The following is a 19,474-nucleotide window of genomic DNA, read 5'->3' as shown; positions in this document are numbered from 1 at the left end:
CACCTTTCATTTCACATGCCTTTAAGTATAACATAAAAAACGTGGATTTCATTTAAGAAACCCACGTTTTAGCTTAAAAATCGGGTTGCCAACCCTCTGTCAAGTTCGGATACTCAATATCTTGTACTATACCATTTGAATCAAAAATGACTCCATGAACCGAACCGCCAAACACAGCGCCACCATCGATACCAATTTTTTGATCGGAAAACCATAGCTTTGTTGTTTGCATATCCCCATACAATAAAGGTGTTATCGTATGACCAAAGACGATCGTTTTTCCTGTATGATTATTCCCACGGTGAAAGGGTTCTCTAATCCAAAGAAAGTCAGAGGGGTTCGTCTGTTTCCAATCACTTTTTGACAAATCTACTCCAGCGTGAACAAAAAGATAGTCTTTCCATTCAAAATACAAAGGGCGTTCTACAAGAAATTGAATTAATGATGAATAATAGGAACGAATAGTCATCGCAATTTCAGTAGGCGAGAATTCTTCACAACACCCCTGAAAAAGCAGACTTTCCATGGTTTCTTTGCCACCATTTTGTACGTAAGCTTGATACCATTCTTCAGGAGAATTTAAAAATTGTAAAAAATACTCTTCATGATTTCCACGCAAATACACAGCATGATGTTCTTCAACTAATTTTTTTCCTAATAAAAAGCACTCTTTGCTTTTTTTACCGCGATCATTTAAATCGCCAATCAAAACGAGTTGGTGGTTTTCCGAATCAAAATCTTTTAAAAGTTTTTTAAATAATCCTAATTCTCCATGAATATCACTAATAGCGTAAATAAAGGTTTTCAAGAAGAGGCCTCCTTCTTCTTTTTAAGCTTCAGTTACAGCAAAATAATTCCCATCAGGATCTACAAAATTAAATACTAAAGTCTCTTCTAATTGAATTAATTCACCCAATTCAATCGGTAAGGTTTGCATTGTTTTATATAGCTGAGTGATATCTTCACTGAAAAACATGATCTGTGGAGGGTTAGTTGCTACCTCTGGCGATTGTTTTTCTACGAAATTCCGATCATAAATAACAAAATGCATGTCTGCATTTTGACTAGGGGCAATTTCTACTACTAAAGAGCCATCTGTTTCTTGTTTGTCAAACACTATAAAATCTAATTTCTGCCAAAAATCTACTTCTTTTTGGACATCATCTACAAAAAGACTAATTTGTACTTTATTTGAAAACATTTTTTCCTCTTTTCTACTCTCGACGTTCAAAGTCTAAATTAACACCTGGTTTATCTGTTATAATTTCAGTAACTTCATAAGTTAAACGTTGTAAAATATCAAACAAAGGAGCCATTAATTCATCCATTTCTTCTTTAGTTAAGTCTTCTTGACTTTGAATATCTCGATTCACAATATGGTTAATCTGCCCCATTGCCCCGCGAATAATAAATTGAGTAAAAACAATTTCATAACGTAAACGTGAGCCAATAATGCTATTTTCTTTGGGGTAATCCTCACTGGGAGCTTTTAACGGAGTAAAGCCTATATGTATTCTTGTTTCAAGTTCTTGCTCATCTTCTTTGCGTTGATCAAAATGATAAGCTTCTACCAACGGTTGTTGTCTTCTAATCTCCACACTATTTCACCTTCCTTGGCAACCAGTATAGCATAATTTTTAGTTGAATAAAAAAGCAGAAAAGCTTTTTTGAAGGAGCTTTTTGATAACTCCTATTAAACTTCACTGCTTTTAAGCGATCTGCTCTAAGTAATCAATGGCATCTTGTAAGTTTTTTATTGGAACAATCTTCATATCTGTGTCTAATTCATCCGCAGCTTTTTGAGCTTCTTGATAATTGGATTGCGCCTCAGGGTGATTGTTTTGCTCTTGTTTTGTTAATGTGTCGTTAGGTGCAAAGAAAATTTCTGATCCCTTTTCATCAGCACTAGCTATTTTTTTGTCAATACCACCAATGCGCCCTACATTTCCTTTATCATCAATGGTACCGGTACCTGCGATTTCTTTTCCTTTACGTAAGTTCTGTTCGGTTAACTGTTCATAAATTTCTAGTGTAAACATTAAACCAGCTGAAGGACCGCCAATGTTGTCTGTATGAAAATCGATATCATCTTCTGAACTAATTTCTGTGTGATCGGCTAAAGTAATTCCTATTCCAGCCTGTTCGTTACTTGGAAGCTCCATCAGATTTCCACTGGCTTCTTTTGCCTCATCATTATGTACATAAGTAATTTCCACTGTGTCATCCACAGACTTATGTTGAACATAGTCCATGAAATCTTGATTATTGTCAAAACTTCTGCCATCAACTTTTGTTACAGTGTCACCAACTTCTACTTCGTCTTTAAAACTTGAATTTTCCATAACATCCATAACGTAAACGCCTTTGTACTCAAAATCATAAGGGCGATTCGCTAATTTTAAAGCTTGTTGAATCGCTGTATTTTGTGAGGATTCCATATAATAATTTTGTATTTGATCGTACTCTTCTCCACTAGCGCCTCCAAACAATTCGTCTTCAGAAATAAGTTCTTCAAAAGGAGAAATTTTAGCTTTTAATGCTGTAACAGCCGAAGCTTGCTGAATGCCTACAGAAGTTAATGAAAAAGACCCTTGTTCTTCATCTTCTTGTTCATTAACCGTGATCACTTCTTTTAAGTCAATGGTCGATCCGGGTTTTTCAATATAATAAGGCAAAGGAAAAAAGACACCCGCGCAAACGGCGAGTGTAATAAAAAACAAGAGAAAAAGTCTTTTAAACGAGTTATGCTTCATCCTGATCACGCTTTTTCTTTATGGCTTCATAAATGTTGTTTGGAAGATATTTTTTTACATCTCCATGAAATAATAATGTTTCTTTTAATAAGCTAGAGCTTATATGGCTATATTGTGTTTCAGCCATTAAAAAGACAGTTTCAATCTCAGGGTCAAGATGTTGGTTCATTGTCATAACTTCTTTTTCATATTCGTAATCGTTAAAATTACGGATACCACGCAATAAAAACTTAGCTCCTAAACGTCGAGCTGTTTGTACGGTTAATTCAGTTTGTTGAGAAGTGACCTTAACATTGGACAAATGAGCTACAGCTTCTTGAGTTAATTGAACCTTTTCTTCTGTTGAAAGAAGGGATTTTTTATTTGTATTAACAAAAATACCTACAATCACTTCATCAAATATTTGAGCTCCACGTTCAATTGTTGACAGATGTCCCATAGTTAAAGGGTCAAAACTTCCAGGGAATAACGCGATCTTTTTCATTGTTCTGCCTCATTTCTATAAATGGTAATTTTTGTAATACCATAGTTTTGCTTACGTACACACTGCAATGTCTGAATTGTTTCAGGTAACTCCACTTGTTTATCCGTTTCACAAACTATTTGGCTCCCATTTCTTAATAAATCTAAACTTAATAATCGTTGAATGTCTTGTAAAATAGTTTGTTTGGCATACGGCGGATCTAAAAAAACCAAATCAAAAGTTTGATTATCATTAGCAAGTTGAAAAAGAGCTTTTTGCGCAGACTGTTTCAAAGTAATAAATTTGTGTTCTTCTTTAGTTAAATCAATATTTTCTTGAATGACTTTCAATGCTGGATAATACTTTTCGACACATACAGCGCTTCTTGCTCCTCTAGAAACAGCCTCAATAGCTAAAGCACCACTACCAGAATAAAGATCTAAAACTTGTTCGCCATTAAAATACGGACCGATCATATTAAAAAGCGCTTCTTTAATTTTATCGGTGGTGGGACGTGTTGTATCTTTAGACAAACTTTTTAACGCCATTTTTCGATAATTTCCCGATATTACACGCAAGGCCATACTTCCTTCCATCATTTACACAAAATGTTAATATCCACATGTCTTTAACTTATATGAGTTTAGAATGTATTTTCAAAAAATTTTCCCTAAAACTAACTAACTTCAGAACATAAATCTAATAGAGTTACGCCCTGAGAGTACACTCAGGACACACCTCTGCATAGCCATGTCCTAACTTCTCAAAAAAGATCGATTTTCTCTAGCTTATTTCTTTTATTTATTAGGATTGTCGTCTATATTTTCTCGCACCTGAAAAGCAGCATTTGTACCAATTTTTTCTGCAAAATTCATATCAATATCAGGACGATGAGAAATATCAACACTGCGTACAAAGTGAAGACGATTTAATTTCTCAATACTTTTTTGGGTATCTTCTTCGTTCACATACAAAACGATATATTTCATTTTTTGTGAAACATAATGGACAAAACCATAGCGTCGTAAATTTTTTAATTGTTTTAAACTATACACCCATACGATGAGGCCACGCCTTTTTTGCATAGTAAATGTTTCTTCTTTATCCAAGATGATATCCCTTTCTGTTCTTCAATAATCAATCATTATTAATAACTATTGCTCTCTTCTGCTTGCTCCATTTCTCTCCATAAGATTAACACATCTTCTTTTGAAAAGGCAACGGCTAGAGAAGATGCTTCGTCAGACATCATTTGCTCATGAAGAAGCGGCGTACTATACCAGGATAAAACAGAAAAGCTAGGATCATAAACTGGTAATTCCAAGTGACCAGAAACTAACGGATCCTCGATCTCTTGTAACAAAACATCCATCTCTGTATCGTTTAAAGTAAAAGCTCCTGGTTCGTCTTGTTTGAATCTTTGGAGCTCTTGTAACCTTTCTGTAGTCAAAACGTCTTCTTTATTCTGGCTAAAGAATTGCAAAACATCTTCACTGGCATTTTGAAGATTCGGATCAATTGAAAACATAGATTGTTCATCTTTTTCCCGAAGGATTTGAATAAGTTCCATTGTTTGTTGGTTTTTAAATTGGTCAATCTCTTCCCAATGATGATCTGTTTCTTGATTATACTTAGGACTTTCTTCATTAGCTATGGGATAAGGAGCAAGCTTTAATAAAGTTTCCTCATCTAAGTAATCGATAGCATATAATTGACTTTCTTGATTTTGATCAAAGAAAAGAATTGCGAAACTATCATTATCAAAAGCAATGAGTGGACGATAGTTCATATCCTCTTCTTCTAATTCTAAATCAATTGTTTTTTCATCCTGTTCAATAGTAAAATTGGGATAGATCATCGTAATTTCAGCTAATTCATCCATTGTCATGCCAAAATTGAATGGTTCGATCTGCTCATTTTCCCCTCCAAGATATTTAATACTTTTAATAACTTCATCTTCAGTATTTATTTCTAAAAATTCATCCTCAACTAAGTAACGATGAATTGTAAAGGAAAATCCTGACGCCATACTTTCTTCTGGCCGTCCGTAAGTTTTCTCAAATTCGTCTAAGTCTTGGCCAATCCAATCAGCAAAACCTGACGTTGGAATTGGCTCATAACTTAAATTCGTCGCAGGAGGTTCCCTATTGATGTTTTGATCTTGCGTATCTTCTGCCGCATTTTTTTGGAACCAGACAGGTTGCATATAAAGGAAAAGAAGAAAAAGAAGAAGTAGACCTACAAATAGAATGCCTCTTTTTTTCATGAAAATACAACCTTTCTTCTATTTTTCTTCAACTTCAATTAATAAGTCACCTGATGCAATCGGTTCTCCTTGTTTTACATACACATGTTTAACTTCTCCATCAAAGCCAGCATCAATAGAGGTTTCCATTTTCATAGCTTCAGTAACCATCAGAGTATCCCCTCTTTTAACTCGGTCACCTCGGTTAACAAACACTTCTAAAACTGTACCAGACATAGTAGCGCCGATATGTTCCTTATTAGTAGGTTCAGCTTTCTTTTTGACTGCAACGCTTGTTTTTATAGAAGTATCTTTTACTTCAATTTCACGACGTTGACCGTTCAAATTGAAAAAGAGTGTTCGATTTCCTTCAATATCTGGTTCACCAATTTCATCTAATAGAATAATTAGATCTTTTCCTTGTTCAATAGTTACAGTTATTTTTTCTCCTTGACGCATACCATTGAAAAATGTCGGTGTATCTAAAACTTTGATATCAGCATATTGTTCATAAGCTTTACGATAACCTAAGAAAACATCCGGATACATCAAATAACTCAACACTTCATCCTGACTAGGCGTATAACCAATTAATGCAGATAGTTCATCTTTTACTTGATTGAAATCTACAGGATCAGCAAAAGCACCTGGACGATCAGTATAAGCTTGTCTTCCTTTTAAAATAATTTGTTGTAGCTTTTCAGGAAAACCGCCTACAGGTTGACCCAAATCCCCTTGGAAAAGAGAAATAACCGATTCTGGAAAACTAATCGATGTTCCTTTTTCATAAATGTCTTCTTCTGATAAGTCGTTTTGAACCATAAACAAAGCCATATCCCCTACAACTTTAGACGAAGGTGTCACTTTCACAATGTCACCAAACATCATATTCACTTGATGATACATTTCTTTAATTTCATCCCAGCGATCAAAAAGGCCTACAGCTTTTGCTTGCTGTTGTAAGTTCGAATATTGCCCACCTGGCATTTCATGCATATAAACTTCTGTCTGAGGTGCATTCATACCACTTTCAAACGGTTCATAATAAGGGCGCACATCTTCCCAATAGTGATTTAATTTTTGTACGTTTTCAACTTGGATATGAGGAACGCGCTCATTGTCGTCTAAAGCATAATATAAACTACTCATGCTTGGTTGACTTGTGCCGCCACTCATTGAACTCATTGCCACATCGACAATATCCACTCCTGCACGTACTGCTTCAGAGTAGGTCATAATACCATTCCCACTCGTATCATGAGTATGCAAATGAATCGGTAAGTTAACCGTTTCTTTTAATTCATTAATTAAGCGATAAGCCGCTTGTGGTTTTAGTAAGCCCGCCATATCTTTAATCGCAATAATATGAGCGCCTAGTGCTTCTAACTCTTTGGCCATATCTTTATAATATTGAACCGAATACTTCGGTCGATTGGGATCATTAATATCTCCAGTATAACAAATAGCAGCCTCTGCAATTTTACCTGTATCTCTGACTGCTTGAATGCTTTTTTCCATTTGCGGCAACCAATTCAAGCTGTCAAAAATACGAAAGACATCCATTCCTTGCTTGGCCGCTTCGTCGATAAAAGCCGTTAACACATTATCAGGATAATTCGAATAACCTACTGCATTTGAGCCACGGAACAACATTTGTAATAAAGTATTTGGCATCATTTTACGCAACGTACGTAATCTTTCCCATGGATCTTCTGTTAAAAACCGATAACTTACATCGAAGGTAGCGCCACCCCACATTTCACTAGAAAACAGTTGAGGGATTCCTTTTTCTGTTTGATAGGCGATCTTTGCTAAATCATGAGTACGCACGCGAGTAGCAAGTAAACTTTGATGCGCATCACGAAAAGTTGTATCTGTCAAAAGGACTTCATTTTGTTGACGTACCCAATGACTTAATTGCTCTGCACCTTGGTCGTCTAAAATGTTTTTGGGTGATTGCCCCACTTGTATATCAGTTAAATCTTTTGGAATACGTGGCTCATCGTAAAAGGGTTTTTCCCGCATTGCAATACCGGGAAAACCATTCACTGTGATTTCACCAATATATTTCATCGTTTTGTTTCCGCGATCTCGTGTAAATGAAAACTCAAATAATTCAGGGGTTTGGTCAATAAAAAGAGTTGTCATTTTACCGGAACGAAACTCTGGATGGGAAATGACATTTTTTAAAAACGGCATATTGGTTTTTACCCCACGTATCCGAAATTCTTGGATACAACGGGCCATTTTTCCAATTGCCTGTTCAAATGTAGCTGCGTGTGTACATACTTTGACTAATAAAGAATCAAAGTAAGGAGTAACAACTGCACCAGCATAAGCATTTCCAACATCAAGGCGTACACCAAATCCTCCTGGAGAACGATAAGTATCGATCTTACCGGTATCAGGCATAAAGTCATTCAGTGGGTCTTCTGTCGTAATTCGACACTGAATAGCCGCTCCTTTAAAAGAAATATTTTCTTGTTTAGGTAATCCAATTTCTTGATGTAAGTCTTGGCCTTGAGCAATTAAAATTTGAGTTGCCACTATATCTACATCCGTGATCATTTCTGTAATAGTATGTTCTACTTGTACACGGGGGTTTACTTCAATAAAATAAAACTGGTTATTTTCAACTAAAAACTCAACCGTTCCGGCATTCACATAGCCTACATGCTGCATCAGATGAACAGCTGCCGTACATATTTTTTCACGCAGCTCTTCATCAAGAGAAACACATGGAGCTACCTCAACAACTTTTTGATGTCTTCTTTGTACAGAGCAGTCTCGTTCAAATAAATGGAGTACATTTCCATGGCTATCTCCTAAGATTTGTACTTCGATATGCTTTGGGTTCGCAATATATTTTTCTACGTAGATTTCATCACTACCAAAAGCAGCTTTTGCTTCACTTTTTGCACGTTCAAATCCTTCTTGAGCTTGCTTTTTGTCATAAGCTACTCGCATACCACGACCACCGCCGCCTAAGGCAGCTTTTATCATAATTGGATAGCCATGTTCATCAGCAAATGATATGACTTCATCAACGTCAGTAACGGGCCCATCGGACCCAGGGATTGCCTGAATTCCTGCAGCCACCGCCGCTTGTTTAGCCTTAATTTTATCGCCAAAGATATCCAAATGATGAGGTTTAGGACCAATAAAGGTAATTCCTTCTTCTTGACACCGAGTCACAAACTCTAAGTTTTCGGATAAAAATCCATATCCAGGATGAATGGCTTGGGCCCCTGAAAGCTTTGCAATACGGATAATATCTTCAATATCCAAATAAGCATCAATAGGCTTTTTCCCTTCACCTACTAAGTAAGCTTCATCAGCTTTAAAACGATGAACCGAATATTCATCTTCTTTTGCATAAATTGCAACCGTTTGTATATTTAACTCTACACAAGCTCGAAAAACACGTGTAGCTATCTCTCCTCGATTAGCAACAAGGATTTTATCCATTCGACCACTCCTAATCCATAAATATATTTAATAACAATTAAATTATAGAAATGCTGAAAAATAAGGAGATTTCTTATTCTTCAGCATTTTGTACCCTAAACATAGCTTTTTTCTTTTCATCTGCACTAATGTTTAGTGCAAATCCAACACAGATCGAAAACATCATTAAACTAGACCCCCCTTGACTAATAAAAGGGAATGTAATTCCTGTTAAAGGAATAATCCCAGTGATACCTCCTAAATTAATAAAGATAGAAAGCAAAAACAATGAGCTAATCCCAATACACATAATTGAATTAAATGAATCTTTTGAGCGAATGCCAATTAATAGGATACGTATAACCATGTAAAATAAAGCTCCTAGAATTAAAATGGCTACAATTAGCCCTAGCTCTTCAACCACAATAGCAAATGCATAATCAGTATGCGCAAACTGTAAAAATCCCTTTTTTTGAATACTATTTCCCAAACCTCGGCCAAACAATCCACCATTAAACAAAGCATAATACCCATGGATCATCTGATAGCCGTCACCGTATTCGTCGATAAAGGGATTGCGAAAAACAGCAAATCTGGACAAGACATACTCTGGCAAGAAATACCTACCAAAGGCGTTTATGCCAAAAATAGCTAAAACACTACCAATAATGCCAATTAATCCGGTATAAAGCATATAAAGGTAATTAACACCACTTGCTAGCAACAGAACTAATACAATCAAAACAATAATGGCCGCATTACCTAAATCAGGATAAAGTATTAGCATTATAATAGGAGGAACCATAGCAAACAATGAACCTTTAATGCTATATAAAAAATGGTATTGTACTTGATTTTGCTGTCTTGAAAGTGTCGTAGCAAAAAACCATACAACGACAATCTTAAAAAATTCTGCTGGCTGAATTGTCCCCATACCAGGAACCTGTATCCAACCATAAGCCCCGTTAACAGGGCTAAAAGCAAAAGCTAATAATAAAAAGAAGCTAACAAATAGCAAAGCTCCATATGTAAGTTTCTTATTTTTTAATACATCTGTCTTTAATTTATAAATAAAAAAGATCAAAAATAAACTAATAAACCAAAAAATAAACTGAAAAATTGCTTGACGGGCAGGATTTTCTCCATTTTCTAACAACACATAAGAGGTCGTACTATAAACCATCATCAAGCCAACAATGGATAAAAATAAGTAAGGGATTAAAATTCCCCAATCTATAAAGTGCCTTTTTTTAATCTTGTTGTTAGGCAAGCATTATACCTCCCTGCCTTCTATATTTATTTTATTTTCTTCATAAGCTTGATTATATAATTGATTTAAATCACGCTCAAGATCACTAAGCAATTGTTGTCCCGTTTCGTTTGAAATTATCCCCAAACGTATTGAAAAAGAAACTTGCCTAGATAGTCCATACATTTGCGTATCGACGACCTCTTCAAACGCCTTACATTGGAAAATACAAAATTGATTCTGCTGGTTTTTAATTAGCATTTTTATACGATCTGCCTCTTCATAGAGCAAATCTAACGCTAAATCCGGAGAAATAGTTTCCATTAGGACCCCTCCTGTTCTTATATTTTCATATTATAGCACAAAATTTTTCCAAGTTGGGTAATTGGTTTTAGCAATTTATTATAAATTAAACAATTATTCATCAAAAAATAAGACCGAAACAAAAAGTTTCGGTCTTATTTTTTATTAAAGATTAGTTACTTTTCTTTTGTTTTTTTGCTACTTTTCCACGTTCGTTCGTATTTAAGATTTGTTTACGTAAACGAACATTCTCTGGAGTAATTTCACAATACTCATCTTCATTGATAAACTCAATGGATTCTTCAAGTGTTAAAATACGTGGTTTCCTTATAGTAGAAGTTTGATCTTTTGTAGCTGAACGAACGTTAGTCATTTGTTTTGCTTTGACAATATTCACGGATAAATCATTTTCCCGAGAATTTTCACCTACAATCATTCCTTCATACACTTCAGTATTCGGTTCTACAAAAATTGTACCACGGTCTTCAAGGTTCATAATAGAATAAGCAGTAGCCTTACCAGAATCGATGGAAACTAACGCTCCATGGTTTCTACCTGCAAGTTGTGTTTTCAACATAGGCAAATATTGATCAAAAGTATGATGCATAATGCCATAACCATGTGTCATGGATAAAAATTCATTGTTGTAACCAATCAATCCACGTGATGGAACTTGAAAGATGAGGCGAACTTGACCATTTCCACTATTGATCATATCTTGCATCTCACCTTTACGCAGTCCCAAAGATTCGATTACTGATCCCATGTATTCTTCTGGCGTATCAATTTGCGCGCTTTCAAATGGTTCACATTTGACACCGTCAATTTCTCTTTCAATAACTTCTGGTCGAGAAACTTGAAGCTCATAACCTTCCCTACGTAAATTTTCAATTAAAATAGATAAATGAAGCTCACCACGACCAGAAACAGTCCAAGATTCTGGTGTCAAAGGCTCAACTTTTAATGAAACATCTGTCTGCAATTCCATCATTAAACGTTCTTCAAGTTTACGGGCAGTTATGAATTTTCCTTCTTGTCCAGCAAATGGGGAATTATTTACTAAAAATGTCATTTGCAAAGTTGGCTCATCAATACGCAGAACTGGCAATGCATCTTGATGATCAAAAGGTGTAATTGTTTCACCAACAAAGATATCTCCCATACCAGCAATTGCAATCAAATCTCCAGCCTTCGCTTCTTCGATTTCTTCTCGTTGTAAACCAAAATAACCATATAATTGACTTACGCGGAATTTCTGCACAGTTCCATCTAGTTTTATCAAGGCTACTTGATCGCCAACTTTAATCTTTCCGCGAAAGACACGTCCAATACCAATTCGACCAACATAGTCATTATAATCCAATAAAGAAACTTGAAATTGCAGCGGTTCATCACTATTATCAATAGGTTCTGGAATATGATCGATAATGGTATCAAATACTGGCGCCATTGTTGATTTTTGTTCACTAGGGTCTTCTGAAAGACTTGAAGTTCCATTAATTGCTGAAGAATAGATTACTGGAAAGTCTAGTTGATCGTCGTCAGCGCCTAGTTCAATAAATAATTCTAGTACTTGATCAACGACAAATTGCGGACGAGCAGCTGGTTTGTCAATTTTATTCACCACAACAATAGGCGTCACATTTTGATCAAGGGCTTTTTTCAATACGAAACGGGTTTGTGGCATCGTTCCTTCGTAAGCATCTACTAATAAAACTACACCATCAACCATTTTCATAATGCGTTCAACTTCACCACCGAAGTCTGCGTGCCCGGGAGTATCTAAAATATTGATCCGTGTTCCACGATATTGTACAGCAGTGTTTTTAGACAAGATCGTAATGCCACGTTCTTTTTCTAAATCGTTTGTGTCCATGGCTCTTTCTTGTAAATCTGTTCTACCTTCTAATGTTTCGGATTGCTTTAATAACTCATCAACTAATGTTGTTTTTCCGTGGTCAACGTGAGCAATAATTGCTACGTTGCGAATTGTATCTCTATATTTCAATGTTAATTTGCTCCTTTAAAATTTAACCTATTATCAACTGTTTATCTATTAGAAAACGACCTTGAAATCCTTTTTACTCTAATAAACGTTATTACACTCACCAAAGGATTATAACAAAAAATCTTTCTGAAAACTAGTGAAAAGGTTTCAAATTTGTAAATTTCCCACAAAAATTTAACATTTTAATTTTTTCTCTGTCCAATAAACTGCATCATTTCTTTATAAGCTGTAGGTGTCGCTGCTATAAAACGCTCTCGACCATCAAATTTCAAAGGAGCTCCGTTAATGTTGGAGGATTTCATATTTAAAGCTTCTAGCATGACACTACCTGCTGCATAATCCCAAGGAGCTAAACTAGAGACATAGGCATTACGTTTCCCCCTAAGCAAGCTAATCAGTTCGATACCCGCACAGCCTGACATACGTACCCCCATAGAATATTCCGCCATGGTTTGAGCGTTATAGCTATTTTTTCTGTACATGCTTGAGTTCATTCCTACTAAACCTTCAGCTAAGTCCAAATCTGCAGGGGCAGGTAAATTTTCTTCATTTATAAAAACACCAACCTCTGGACCTCCCCATAAAAGGATATCTTCCATAACATTATAAATAAATCCTAGCTTTCCTTGCCCTTCTTCATACACAGCAATCATAATACAAAAGTTTTCCCCTTCTAATACAAAGTTCAACGTGCCATCTATTGGATCAATGATAAATACACGTCCAGAAAAGTCAGTAAGACGATCTCTTCCATTTTCTTCACCTAAAATTTTAGCCTCTGGGTCAAAATCATACATTTGTTCGATTAGAAAATCTTGTACTTGCTTATCTACATTTGTTACTAAATCTTTACGATCTTTCTTAGTATCGACAGTCATATCATTGTTAGCAATTTCATTTTTTATTATTTCTGCTGCTTCTTGGAGCCAATTTTTTATTTCATTGATCATAATTTGCATTTTATTCATCCTTTCATTTTCAATTTTTTATCAGGATGGGCCTTAGCTTGTTTTACTGCTTTATACAATGAATAACCAGAAAGTTTCTCAAATTCTCGGCCTAATTTTCGTTCTTCTCCAATGCTTTTTACCACCGTTTTGAACCCCTGATAAGTTTGGAGAAATTTTTCAGCAGAGATCCCTTTTTCATAGCTATCTTCTAATGCTTGCCATAAATTAACGACTAAAATAATTTCCTCTTTTGTCCATTCCATATCTAATGGATATTGGTAATCTTGCATAAAAACTCACCTGTTTTCTTTTTTTCATGATTCTAGTGTACCAATATATAGATAAATGAACAACTAATGCGAAAAAAGCCTAGTAAAAACATTCATGCCAATTTTTGATTAGACCTATGTACGGAAAAAATTTCAGCAAACAATTCTCTGAATAGCTCTCTCATTTTAAATATTCAAGGATAAACTATTTTATAATAAACAAATTCAAAATAAAAAACCTACGGATCTGCTTTTAGATCCGTAGGCACTTCATCATTTAAGCATGGATTGGTAACCCAAGAGCTAGTTCGGAAGCATCCATTGTAATTTCACCTAAAGAAGGATGAGGATGAATCGTTAATGCAATGTCTTCTGCATTCATTCCTGATTCAATCGCTAGCGCTAACTCTGAAACCATATCAGACGCACCAACACCACCGATCTGTGCTCCTACAACAACGTCATCTTCGACAGTAGTTACAAGGCGCATGAATCCTTCTGTTTTATTTAAAGATAAGGCACGACCGTTGCCGGCAAAAGGAAATTTATAAGCTTTTGCATCTAAACCAGCTTCTCGAGCTTCATTAATTGTCATACCAACTGTCACAATTTCAGGGTCAGTAAAAGCAACTGACGGCATTGCTTTATAATCGACTGCGACTTTTTCACCTGAAATAGCTTCAGCAGCAATTTTTGCTTCATAACTTGCTTTGTGAGCTAAAGCAGCACCAGGGACAACATCTCCAATCGCAAAAATGCTTTTAACATTTGTTCGTCCTTGATTATCTACTTGTAGTAAACCATGGTCACCAATTTCTACACCAGCTTGTTCTAATCCCATTTCGTCTGTATTCGGACGACGACCTACAGTAACCATGACATAATCTGCTGTTATGGATTCTTGTTTTCCATCAGCTTCATAGTTAACAGTTACGCTGTCGCCATTGTCAACGGCTTCTTTGGCCATCGCGCTTGTAATAATATTAACGTCTCTTTTCTTGAAGTCATTTTCAACAAGCTGTACCAAATCTTTTTCATAAGTAGGCAAAATTTGAGGTGTTCCTTCAAGGATGGTCACATCAGCTCCTAAATTAGCATAAGCACTACCTAATTCTGCTCCAATAACACCGCCACCGATAATGACTAACTTTTCTGGAACTTCTTCCAAAGCTAATCCACCTGTTGAGTCTATGACACGACCACCAAATTTAAAACCTGGGATTTCGATAGGACGAGAACCAGTAGCTACAATAGCATGATTAAATGTATACGTTTGGGCCGAGTCAGGGTGAATCACACGTAAACTATTTTCATCAACAAAGAAAGCGTCCCCTTCGATAACGTCCACTTTATTTTTCTTAAGAAGTCCCTTTACACCAGAAGTCAATTTATTTACGACTTGTTTTTCTTTCCATTCTTGTGTTTTGGTAAAATCTAAAGTAGCATTCTCTGTTTTTATACCAAAAGCTTCTGAATTTTTAGCATCTTGATAATGATGTCCTGCAGCAATTAATGCTTTGGAAGGAATACATCCTACGTTTAGACAAACCCCACCGATATTTTCTCTTTCAATAATAGCAACTTTTTGACCCTTTTGGCTGGCACGGATAGCAGCAACATAGCCACCAGGTCCTGAACCAACTACAACTGTATCTAACTCTATGGCAAAATCTCCAACGACCATTTATCTATCATCCTTCCATTAATAGTAACTCTGGATCATTAAGCAGACGTTTAATATTGTTCATCGCTGTTTGGGCAGTAGCTCCGTCTACAATACGATGGTCAAAGCTCAATGATAATTTCATCATACGACCTACGACAATCTCTCCTTCGTCATTTACAATAGGCTCTTGCTTGATCGTACCCACGCCTAAAATAGCTACTTCAGGATAGTTAATGACCGGAGTGAACCAAGTACCACCTACAGATCCAATGTTACTAACTGTAACTGATCCATCACGCATATCCTGCCCTGATAACTTACCTTCATGAGCAAGACCAGCTTTTTCGTTAATTTCGTCTGCGATAGCAAACATTCCTTTACGATCAGCTTCTTTAATGTTTGGTACATATAAACCATGATCTGTATCTGTTGCGATCCCAATATTGTAGTAATGTTTATATACAATTTCTTGAGATTCGTCATCAATAGAAGCATTTAAGACAGGGAATTTCTTCACTGTAGCTGTCAAAGCCTTAACTACATATGGCAAGAACGTTAATTTTGTGCCATTTTCTTGAGCAACAGATTTAAATCTCTTACGTTGATCCCAAAGTTTGGTTACTTCAACTTCATCATGCAAAGTAACATGTGGCGCTGTGTCTTTACTATTTCTCATTGATTTTGCGATAGCTTTGCGCGTAGCCGTCATTTTTTCTCGTGTTTCTAAGTCGGACAAGCTAGAAGTAAATGGCTTAGCTGGTGCAGCTTTTGCTTCCGGTTGAGATACTTGAGCTGCTTCAGCTTTTTCACTAGTTTGTTGAGTTGTCGTTTCTTTAGAAGCGCCAGAAATAAAACCTTCAATATCTTCTTTAGTTACACGTCCACCTTTACCAGTTGCTGTTACTTGTGTAATATCTACATCATTTTTACGAGCAAATTGACGCACAGATGGCATTGCTAATACACGTTTATTAGGATCGGCGGCTGTTACTACACCTGCAGAGCCCGTCGTATCTGTGCTAACTTCTTCTTGGCTTTCTTCTTCAGCTGCTGGTGAGCTTGGTTTAGAACTGTTATGACCAGGTGCATCGATTTCGACTAATGTATCTCCCACATTAGCTACTGAACCTTCATCGACTAAAATGTTTTTAATCGTTCCAGTTACTGGTGAAGGGATCTCTTCTACTGATTTGTCATTTTGGACTTCAAGTAAAGTATCGTCTTCGTTAATTGTATCTCCTGCTTTTACCATCCATTTAGCAATTTCACCTTCTGCAATGCCTTCGCCAATGTCAGGTAACTTGAATTCATAATAACCTTGCGCATCAGCATCCTCAGATATTGATGCTTCTTCTGAAGAGCTATCTTCCGCAGCTGAGCTGTCATCTTCATAACCTTCAGCATCAATTTCCACTAATGTATCTCCAACAGCTGCTGTTTCTCCTTCATCGACTAAAATGTTTTTAATTGTTCCAGTTACTGGTGAAGGAATCTCTTCTACTGACTTGTCATTTTGGACTTCAAGTAAAGTATCGTCTTCGTTAATCGTATCTCCTGCTTTTACCATCCATTTAGCAATTTCACCTTCTGCAATGCCTTCACCGATATCTGGTAATTTAAATTGAAATGCCATTTTGATATCCCCTTTATTTAAAGTTCCACACGTTTTAAGAGATAAGAAAAAGATTGGCTTTACTCTTATCTCTTAAATTGTACTTGTTTTTTACTGTTAGAAGTTTATGATTTCTTTAACTTTTTCTTCAATGTCTGTTGCATTTGGCAACCAAATTCCTTCTGCTTGACCAAATGGATAAACTGTATCTGGTGCAGAAACACGTCCAATGGGTGCTTCTAATGAAAGGATTGCTTTTTCAGCAATATCAGAAGAAATCTTTGCGGCTACACCGGCTTGTTTCTGTGCCTCTTGCACAATAATCACACGATTAGTCTTTTCAACTGACGCAATAATAGTTTCCATATCAACTGGAGAAACAGTACGTAAGTCAATAATTTCTGTACTAATATTTTCTTTTTCCAAATTTTCAGCTGCCTTTAAAGCTTCGCGAACCATTGCGCCATAAGCGACAACAGTGATATCTTTACCTTCTCTAGCAATTCCTGCTTTGTCCAATGGAACTTCATATTCCCCATCTGGAACTTCTTCACGGAAGGAACGATAAAGTTTCATATGTTCCAAAAAAACGACTGGATCGTTACTTCTAATAGAAGAAATCAATAATCCTTTGGCATCATAAGGATTTGATGGGATAACTAAACGAATGCCTGGAGCTTGCGCAATAATACCTTCTAAACTATCAGAATGTAATTCTGGGGTGTGAACGCCACCGCCAAATGGGGAGCGTAATGTAATTGGCAAATGACGAGTCCCCCCCATACGATAACGAGTACGCGCGATTTGTCCTATAATTTCATCCATTGCTTCAAATACAAAACCGAAGAATTGAATTTCAGGCACAGAACGAAAGCCCTCTAAAGCTAAGCCAAAAGATAAACCCATAATACCAGACTCGGCTAGCGGCGTATCAAAGACCTGTTCTTCGCCGAATTTATCTTGTAAATCAGCAGTCGCACGGAATACCCCACCGTTTTTACCAACGTCTTCACCAAACACCAAGACATCCTTGTCTTTTTCCAATTCAACAGCTAAGGCATCCGTGATTGCTTGAATCATTGTTTTTTGTGCCATGATTATTTCGACTCCTTCGCTTCGTAAAATTTAATTTGTTCTTGAATATTTTGTGGTTGTTCTTCGAACATATTATTCAAGAAATCAGTTACTTTTTGTTTTGGAACTTTGTCCGCTTCAGCAATGGCATCTTTAATTTCTTGCCGGGCGTTTTCCATGACTTCTTCTTCTTTTTCTTCTGACCATAATCCTTTATTTTCCAAATAGTTACGGAAACGAATCAATGGATCTTTCTTTTGCCATTCATCATTTAGTTCTTGTGAACGATAGCGGGTTGGATCATCACCAGATAAGGTGTGAGCCCCATAACGATAAGTAACAGTTTCGATCAATACCGGACCATTACCATTAGCCGTCCATTCGCGAGCCTGTTTTGATACAGTGTATACTGCAAACGGATCCATCCCATCTACTTGAATGCCAGGAATTCCAGCGGCTACCGCTTTTTGAGCAAGTGTTGTTGCTGCTGTTTGGTGTTCACGAGGTACAGAAATTGCAAAACCATTATTTTGTACGTAAAATACGCCATTTGCTTGATAAGAACCAGCAAAATTTATTGCTTCATAAAAGTCCCCTTGGGAGGTACCTCCGTCTCCTGTGTAAGTAAAGACTACATTATTTTTGCCGCGTTTTTTCAAACCTAAGGCAACACCTGCAGCTTGTACATATTGAGCACCAATAATAATTTGGGGGGGTAAAGCTTGCAATTCATCTTCATAATCGTTACCAGCTACATGGCCACGTGACCACAAAAAGGCCTTATACAAAGGCAATCCATGCTTTATTAATTGGGGAACATCACGATAAGCTGGTAGCAAAACATCTTCTTTTTCAAAAGCAAAATGACTTGCTAATTGACTTGCTTCTTGTCCGGCTGTAGGAGCAAAAAATCCTAATCGTCCTTGTCGGTTCAAAGCTGTTGAACGTTGGTCTAATACACGTGACCAAACCATTTGACTCATCAATTCCACCAATTCGTCATCACTTAAATCAGGTACCAACGATTCGTCTACCACATTTCCATCTTGATCCAAGGCTTGGTAAGTTGGAAATAGCGCGTCAACGTCATTTAGCAACGCTTGAAAGTCAATCGTTTTCTTTTTTGCCATCTTGTCACACAATCCTCTCTTTTAATCGATTGATTATATATTGTGGTTTATTATAACAGTAATAAATTCTGTATTACTAATTTAACTACCTTCAATTATAAAATTATCACTTTTATCACAAAAATACAAGCACATTCTTTATGAAAATCCATTTATTCTTATTTCAAGGCAAAAGAAACATAAACTTTTTTTAATTTTTGTTAATTCTAGGAAGCGTTTGCCTTTGTGAAGTAACTTCGTGGCTTTTATCACAAAAATAGTACAGTTAAAAAAACAAAAGAAACAGTTTATGTTTTTATATTCCT

At 36.3% G+C, this 19,474-nt stretch carries 17 protein-coding genes and 2 pseudogenes; all 19 read right to left on the bottom strand.

Annotated features, from left to right (window positions below):
• Positions 1 to 73: 73 nt before the first annotated feature.
• A complete protein-coding gene (locus G577_RS0100200; protein WP_028789388.1) occupies positions 74 to 808 on the bottom strand; it encodes a metallophosphoesterase family protein in 735 nt (244 codons plus the stop codon).
• Between the two features lie 21 nt (positions 809 to 829).
• Positions 830 to 1,201 carry a VOC family protein gene (locus tag G577_RS0100195; protein ID WP_028789387.1) on the bottom strand — a complete coding sequence of 124 codons (372 nt, stop codon included), beginning with the start codon at positions 1,199 to 1,201 and terminating at the stop codon, positions 830 to 832.
• Positions 1,202 to 1,214: 13 nt separating this feature from the next.
• On the bottom strand, positions 1,215 to 1,598 hold the full coding sequence (locus tag G577_RS0100190) for a DUF1149 family protein (RefSeq protein ID WP_028789386.1): 384 nt from the start codon (positions 1,596 to 1,598) through the stop codon (positions 1,215 to 1,217).
• 111 nt (positions 1,599 to 1,709) lie between these two features.
• Positions 1,710 to 2,753 carry a SepM family pheromone-processing serine protease gene (locus tag G577_RS0100185; protein ID WP_028789385.1) on the bottom strand — a complete coding sequence of 348 codons (1,044 nt, stop codon included), beginning with the start codon at positions 2,751 to 2,753 and terminating at the stop codon, positions 1,710 to 1,712.
• A complete protein-coding gene (coaD, locus tag G577_RS0100180; RefSeq protein ID WP_028789384.1) occupies positions 2,743 to 3,237 on the bottom strand; it encodes a pantetheine-phosphate adenylyltransferase in 495 nt (164 codons plus the stop codon). The genes G577_RS0100185 and coaD overlap by 11 nt, the downstream gene beginning before the upstream one ends.
• Complete coding sequence (gene rsmD, locus G577_RS0100175) at positions 3,234 to 3,815, bottom strand: 16S rRNA (guanine(966)-N(2))-methyltransferase RsmD (protein WP_342341847.1); 582 nt, start codon at positions 3,813 to 3,815, stop codon at positions 3,234 to 3,236. Before rsmD ends, coaD begins: the two co-directional genes overlap by 4 nt.
• 198 nt (positions 3,816 to 4,013) lie before the next feature.
• On the bottom strand, positions 4,014 to 4,301 hold the full coding sequence (locus G577_RS0100170; protein WP_038023334.1) for a YlbG family protein: 288 nt from the start codon (positions 4,299 to 4,301) through the stop codon (positions 4,014 to 4,016).
• Between the two features lie 62 nt (positions 4,302 to 4,363).
• Positions 4,364 to 5,482 (bottom strand): CAP-associated domain-containing protein, encoded by a 1,119-nt coding sequence (locus G577_RS0100165; RefSeq protein ID WP_028789381.1) that lies wholly within the window; start codon positions 5,480 to 5,482, stop codon positions 4,364 to 4,366.
• Positions 5,483 to 5,500: 18 nt separating this feature from the next.
• Positions 5,501 to 8,929 carry a pyruvate carboxylase gene (locus G577_RS0100160; protein WP_028789380.1) on the bottom strand — a complete coding sequence of 1,143 codons (3,429 nt, stop codon included), beginning with the start codon at positions 8,927 to 8,929 and terminating at the stop codon, positions 5,501 to 5,503.
• 73 nt (positions 8,930 to 9,002) lie between these two features.
• Positions 9,003 to 10,178: an FtsW/RodA/SpoVE family cell cycle protein gene (locus tag G577_RS0100155; RefSeq protein ID WP_028789379.1), complete on the bottom strand. Its 1,176-nt coding sequence runs from the start codon at positions 10,176 to 10,178 to the stop codon at positions 9,003 to 9,005.
• Positions 10,179 to 10,181: 3 nt separating this feature from the next.
• Complete coding sequence (locus tag G577_RS0100150) at positions 10,182 to 10,481, bottom strand: Fpa/YlaN family protein (RefSeq protein WP_028789378.1); 300 nt, start codon at positions 10,479 to 10,481, stop codon at positions 10,182 to 10,184.
• A gap of 151 nt (positions 10,482 to 10,632) precedes the next feature.
• The gene (typA, locus tag G577_RS0100145) at positions 10,633 to 12,468 is read right to left on the bottom strand and encodes a translational GTPase TypA (RefSeq protein ID WP_028789377.1); all 1,836 of its coding nucleotides are present in this window, start codon (positions 12,466 to 12,468) and stop codon (positions 10,633 to 10,635) included.
• 182 nt (positions 12,469 to 12,650) lie between these two features.
• Positions 12,651 to 13,427, bottom strand: coding sequence for an inositol monophosphatase family protein (locus G577_RS0100140; protein ID WP_038023333.1), 777 nt, complete (start codon positions 13,425 to 13,427; stop codon positions 12,651 to 12,653).
• Positions 13,428 to 13,432: 5 nt separating this feature from the next.
• Positions 13,433 to 13,708 carry a UPF0223 family protein gene (locus G577_RS0100135; protein WP_028789375.1) on the bottom strand — a complete coding sequence of 92 codons (276 nt, stop codon included), beginning with the start codon at positions 13,706 to 13,708 and terminating at the stop codon, positions 13,433 to 13,435.
• Positions 13,709 to 13,964: 256 nt separating this feature from the next.
• Complete coding sequence (gene lpdA, locus G577_RS0100130; protein WP_028789374.1) at positions 13,965 to 15,371, bottom strand: dihydrolipoyl dehydrogenase; 1,407 nt, start codon at positions 15,369 to 15,371, stop codon at positions 13,965 to 13,967.
• 7 nt (positions 15,372 to 15,378) lie between these two features.
• Positions 15,379 to 16,128 (bottom strand): annotated as a pseudogene (locus G577_RS12680) (2-oxo acid dehydrogenase subunit E2); the annotation flags it as partial.
• A gap of 71 nt (positions 16,129 to 16,199) precedes the next feature.
• Positions 16,200 to 16,986: pseudogene (locus G577_RS12675) on the bottom strand (biotin/lipoyl-containing protein); the annotation flags it as partial.
• A gap of 96 nt (positions 16,987 to 17,082) precedes the next feature.
• Positions 17,083 to 18,060: an alpha-ketoacid dehydrogenase subunit beta gene (locus tag G577_RS0100120; RefSeq protein WP_028789372.1), complete on the bottom strand. Its 978-nt coding sequence runs from the start codon at positions 18,058 to 18,060 to the stop codon at positions 17,083 to 17,085.
• Between the two features lie 2 nt (positions 18,061 to 18,062).
• A complete protein-coding gene (gene pdhA, locus G577_RS0100115; protein WP_028789371.1) occupies positions 18,063 to 19,169 on the bottom strand; it encodes a pyruvate dehydrogenase (acetyl-transferring) E1 component subunit alpha in 1,107 nt (368 codons plus the stop codon).
• Between the last annotated feature and the right edge of the window lie 305 nt (positions 19,170 to 19,474).

The sequence above is a fragment of the Tetragenococcus muriaticus DSM 15685 genome (assembly GCF_000423785.1).
In the GTDB taxonomy this organism is placed as follows: Bacteria; Bacillota; Bacilli; order Lactobacillales; family Enterococcaceae; genus Tetragenococcus; species Tetragenococcus muriaticus.
This window is presented reverse-complemented; position numbering and strand designations above follow the sequence as displayed.

Coding starts and splice junctions, on each gene's coding strand:
- G577_RS0100195 (WP_028789387.1), bottom strand. CDS start 1,201: ATGTTTTCAAATAAAGTACAAATTAGTCTTTTTGTAGATGATGTCCAA.
- G577_RS0100185 (WP_028789385.1), bottom strand. CDS start 2,753: ATGAAGCATAACTCGTTTAAAAGACTTTTTCTCTTGTTTTTTATTACA.
- coaD (WP_028789384.1), bottom strand. CDS start 3,237: ATGAAAAAGATCGCGTTATTCCCTGGAAGTTTTGACCCTTTAACTATG.
- rsmD (WP_342341847.1), bottom strand. CDS start 3,815: ATGATGGAAGGAAGTATGGCCTTGCGTGTAATATCGGGAAATTATCGA.
- G577_RS0100170 (WP_038023334.1), bottom strand. CDS start 4,301: ATGCAAAAAAGGCGTGGCCTCATCGTATGGGTGTATAGTTTAAAACAA.
- G577_RS0100165 (WP_028789381.1), bottom strand. CDS start 5,482: ATGAAAAAAAGAGGCATTCTATTTGTAGGTCTACTTCTTCTTTTTCTT.
- G577_RS0100160 (WP_028789380.1), bottom strand. CDS start 8,929: ATGGATAAAATCCTTGTTGCTAATCGAGGAGAGATAGCTACACGTGTT.
- G577_RS0100150 (WP_028789378.1), bottom strand. CDS start 10,481: ATGGAAACTATTTCTCCGGATTTAGCGTTAGATTTGCTCTATGAAGAG.
- G577_RS0100140 (WP_038023333.1), bottom strand. CDS start 13,427: ATGCAAATTATGATCAATGAAATAAAAAATTGGCTCCAAGAAGCAGCA.
- G577_RS0100135 (WP_028789375.1), bottom strand. CDS start 13,708: ATGCAAGATTACCAATATCCATTAGATATGGAATGGACAAAAGAGGAA.
- lpdA (WP_028789374.1), bottom strand. CDS start 15,371: ATGGTCGTTGGAGATTTTGCCATAGAGTTAGATACAGTTGTAGTTGGT.
- G577_RS0100120 (WP_028789372.1), bottom strand. CDS start 18,060: ATGGCACAAAAAACAATGATTCAAGCAATCACGGATGCCTTAGCTGTT.
- pdhA (WP_028789371.1), bottom strand. CDS start 19,169: ATGGCAAAAAAGAAAACGATTGACTTTCAAGCGTTGCTAAATGACGTT.